Annotated in this window: 5 protein-coding genes and 1 tRNA gene; 3 read left to right on the plus strand and 3 right to left on the minus strand. The window is 29.8% G+C overall.

What is annotated here, in order from left to right:
- Window positions 1-242: hypothetical protein (locus ABWO04_RS10515; RefSeq protein WP_353079661.1), on the minus strand; the 242-nt coding region annotated here is incomplete at its 3' end.
- A complete protein-coding gene (locus tag ABWO04_RS10520) occupies window positions 232-588 on the minus strand; it encodes a hypothetical protein (protein ID WP_353079662.1) in 357 nt (118 codons plus the stop codon). The genes ABWO04_RS10520 and ABWO04_RS10515, both read right to left, overlap by 11 nt.
- A gap of 182 nt (window positions 589-770) precedes the next feature.
- Between ABWO04_RS10520 and ABWO04_RS10525 the strand changes: the two genes are divergently transcribed.
- From ABWO04_RS10525 to ABWO04_RS10535, 3 genes are all read left to right on the plus strand, one after another.
- Window positions 771-1,625 carry a hypothetical protein gene (locus ABWO04_RS10525; protein WP_353079663.1) on the plus strand — a complete coding sequence of 285 codons (855 nt, stop codon included), beginning with the start codon at window positions 771-773 and terminating at the stop codon, window positions 1,623-1,625.
- A 62-nt stretch (window positions 1,626-1,687) separates the two neighbouring features.
- Window positions 1,688-1,882 carry a hypothetical protein gene (locus tag ABWO04_RS10530; protein WP_291240990.1) on the plus strand — a complete coding sequence of 65 codons (195 nt, stop codon included), beginning with the start codon at window positions 1,688-1,690 and terminating at the stop codon, window positions 1,880-1,882.
- Window positions 1,854-3,491, plus strand: coding sequence for a recombinase family protein (locus ABWO04_RS10535; protein ID WP_353079664.1), 1,638 nt, complete (start codon window positions 1,854-1,856; stop codon window positions 3,489-3,491). The genes ABWO04_RS10530 and ABWO04_RS10535 overlap by 29 nt, the downstream gene beginning before the upstream one ends.
- Here the strand turns inward: ABWO04_RS10535 and ABWO04_RS10540 are convergent.
- Window positions 3,451-3,523: transfer RNA gene (locus tag ABWO04_RS10540), tRNA-Met, on the minus strand. The two genes, ABWO04_RS10535 and ABWO04_RS10540, sit on opposite strands and share 41 nt — an antisense overlap.
- Window positions 3,524-3,576 lie beyond the last annotated feature (53 nt).

Genomic DNA, 3,576 nt, shown 5'->3' on the forward strand with positions numbered 1-3,576 from the left:
AAAAGTGGCTTCCAATTGTTTTTTACATAATTGTCAAATAATTTTGTTGGAGAATTTGGCTGAGTTGGAATATCATGGTTTACTTGTTCATTAAATAATTTAGTTGGCAAATTTTCATAACCACCTTCAAAACTCATTTTTGAAATGGACTGGTTTGTAAAATGTGCCGATTGTTTTTTTAGCAAATCCTGTTGATGGGCAACAGGAAATAATTCTGCGAATGTTGGTTTTCTAGTCTTCATTTTTTTCTTTTATTATTATTTTAAAATGTTTTTTCTCTGCGTCAATTAGTAAGATACCGTGATTGTAACAAAAATGTATTTCTCTATTTGTCGCTTCGTCATACTTTATAGTGTGGTAAGTCCCAAAATCGTAATACTCGTGCTCCAGAAAAAAAGTGTGTGAAAAACCATTTTTAATATAAAAAGGGCTACCAATAATTTTAATTAGTATTTTTTCGTTGTTTTTAGCTCTTGATGTGAAATTACTTTCAATTGCATCTATTATTTTTCTTTTATCATTGTTGCTATCGATGCGATGCTGAGAAGAACAATATACTTGTCGACCATCTGTTGGTACAAATTCCATGTTACAGTCGGTTTTTTTACAGAGCTTAGGCGGGTAAGTTCTATTAGAAAACCTTTTCTTGATTAAATTTTTCTTTATCATAAAAATATCCTTTAATTTTTTTTCAAATATATAAAAAAATTTATATATTTACCAACTGGTTATCTTCTATTTACTTAAATTACAAAAAAATAATTTGATTTATGAACAAAAATGAGAGAATAAAAATAGGACGATTGATTTCAAACGATTGCTTTTTGCCCGAAAACTTGAACATAACCGCAAGACAATTTAATTATTGGAGAAATTGTAATGTCCTGCCTTTTTTCTTAAAGGAAAAGAAAGGATATATGAATATGTCGGAGGCACTTTGGATATTAATAATTAATGAATTATCAAATATTGGTGTAAACACAAAAAAATTACAAAGTCTTTCTAATAACATTTGGGTAGTTCCATTTGAAAAAAAATATGCAGATGGTGTTTTTAAAGAAGCTCTTAATTCTGTAGATTTAGATTTATCTGAGAAAAAATCAATAGAAGAGTTAATAAAGTTTGACCCCATGATGAATACAATTTTTAGAAGAGAGATAAATCCTTTTACTGATGCATTCAAAAGTTGTTTGATTTCAAATAGAAGTGTTGTGTCCTTGATTTATTGCCCTAAGACAGGAGAACATTCTTTTAATTTTAGCAATGTTGGTTTGACAGCTGATTTGAATAACTTGTATTTTGGTGAAACCTTAATAGTAATTCCATTCCTTCCTTTAATTTCAAAATTAGTTGGAATTGAAATTGGAAAGAGCAATACAGATTTGGAGTATTTATCTTCTATAGAAAACCAAATCCGAAGAGTGTTGTTTTTTGACAAACCTAAACTCTTAGAAATTGAAGTTCAACAAGGTGATTCGCCAAAAATTATCAAAATCACCGAAGAACATAAAAAACCCGAAGAGTTAGCTAAGTTTTTTCTAACCAATAAATTGCCATTGGGTTCAAAAATTATGATAGAACCAAGACCACAAGGCAATTATAAAATAACGATAAAATCAAAGTAATATGCCAAATGTAAAACCGAATCGGTCCCTGAAATTCCAGCCCGTGAACATACAAATACGGTATGGGCCAAAAACATTTAATATCAAATGAAGCGGACTACTTTTTAAATTATGAAGAACTCATAAAAATAGTTCCAACATTAAAAGACAAACTAACACAGGAAAATTCATTTGAATTTTCAAAACAATTATACGAATTTACAAGAATAATTTACGAACAATACAAAAATGAAGAACAACAACTTAAAACTAAGTGATTTTAAAAATGCAATTGTTTGGTCTTACACCAGAGTATCTACTAAAGACCAATTTGTAAATAATGGAAGTATTGAAACACAAGTAAACAAAATTAAAGATTTTGCAAAGGAAAATCAATTAATCATTACCCAAGAGTTTGATGCCGAGTATGAAAGTTCTAAGCGAATAAACACACAAAGTACGCTAAAAGAGCTTATGGATAGGATAAAGAAAACTTCTATTTCCAAACGCCCAAAAATGATACTAATATGGTCGCCAAGTAGATTTGGTAGAGCTGGAGCGGAACATATTCAACTTTTTGTGAAACTTAGAAAAGAATATAATGTTTTTCTGTATTCTGTAAGTACAGATAATCATACGTTTAACGAAAGAGCAGAAAATGAATTTTCAACTCAGCTACTTTATGCTCAAAAGGAAAATTTCAATCGTCAAGATACTGTAATTCCTGGTTTAATCAACGCATTGGAAAATGGCAAAGTATTTGGAAAAACTCCAAGAGGATACGACCATTATGGTCCACGAGTAAAAGACCCAATAAAAGTTCAAGCATTTCAAGAGATTAAGATAAGTACTGAAGGTCAATTCTTAAAGGAAGCCTTTAAATTAAAAATTTATAAATCTTATACCGATTCTGAAATTATACATTGGTTAAATTCAAAAGGAGTTCAAATGAGAAAACAAAGGATTTCTGAGATTTGGCGCAATCCGTTTTATACTGGAAGAATATTCAATTCCTTATTGGAAGGTAGAATAATTAAGGGTTCTTGGGAGCCAATGATAACTGTAAAAGAATATAATCAATTACAACGAATTCTCGAAGGTTCAAAGCAATTTGGTGTTGTAAAAACTACAGGTAAAGAAGAAACTCCTCTTGTTCCAAAATTTGCTATGTGTTCCGATTGTAACGATACTATGACCGCCTATTTAAATAAAAGCAGAAATATACATTATTATAAATGTAATTCTTGCCACAAAACCGTCAATGCTGAAAGCACTAAAAGCTCTCAAAATGTTGGTCTAAATAATGAATTTAAACAAGTTCTAGACGAATTTAAATTTTCTGATAATTTAAAAGGTTTGTTTTCGGCTCAATTAAAAAAAATAATTGACAATGAACTGTCTGATTTTTCTGAGAAAAAAAGACTTGCTTCTATGGAATTAAATAACCTGAAAGAAAGTTATGATAAAATGGAATATCGATATGCAATTAATGAAATTTCAAAAGATATTTTTGACAGACAAAGTAAAAAAATAAATGACGCAATTTTTGAAAAAACAAAAGAACTTGATTTTTTACCAACAAAAATATCGAACAATGAAAATGCCACAAAATATTTTCTAAAAATCGTCCAAAACCCCAGTAAATTCTATGATTCTTTGGATTACAATAAAAAAAGAAAGTTCCAATATTTGGTGTTTCCAGAAGGGTTTCATTATTCGATCAAAAATAGAAAATATCGAACATCAAAAACCAATGCTTTATTCGAGTTAACTAAATGTATTTCAGATAGTTGTGATTCTGAAAAACAAAAAACCCATCCTCAAAAATGGAATGGGTCCTCTTTAGTAGCGGGAACAGGACTCGAACCTGTGACCTTCGGGTTATGAGCCCGACGAGCTGCCTACTGCTCTATCCCGCGATATATGTTTAATTCTACTTCTATACTTTAGAAGTAAGAATATGTATTACTTA

The organism is Flavobacterium sp., from assembly GCF_040382755.1.
GTDB lineage: Bacteria > Bacteroidota > Bacteroidia > Flavobacteriales > Flavobacteriaceae > Flavobacterium.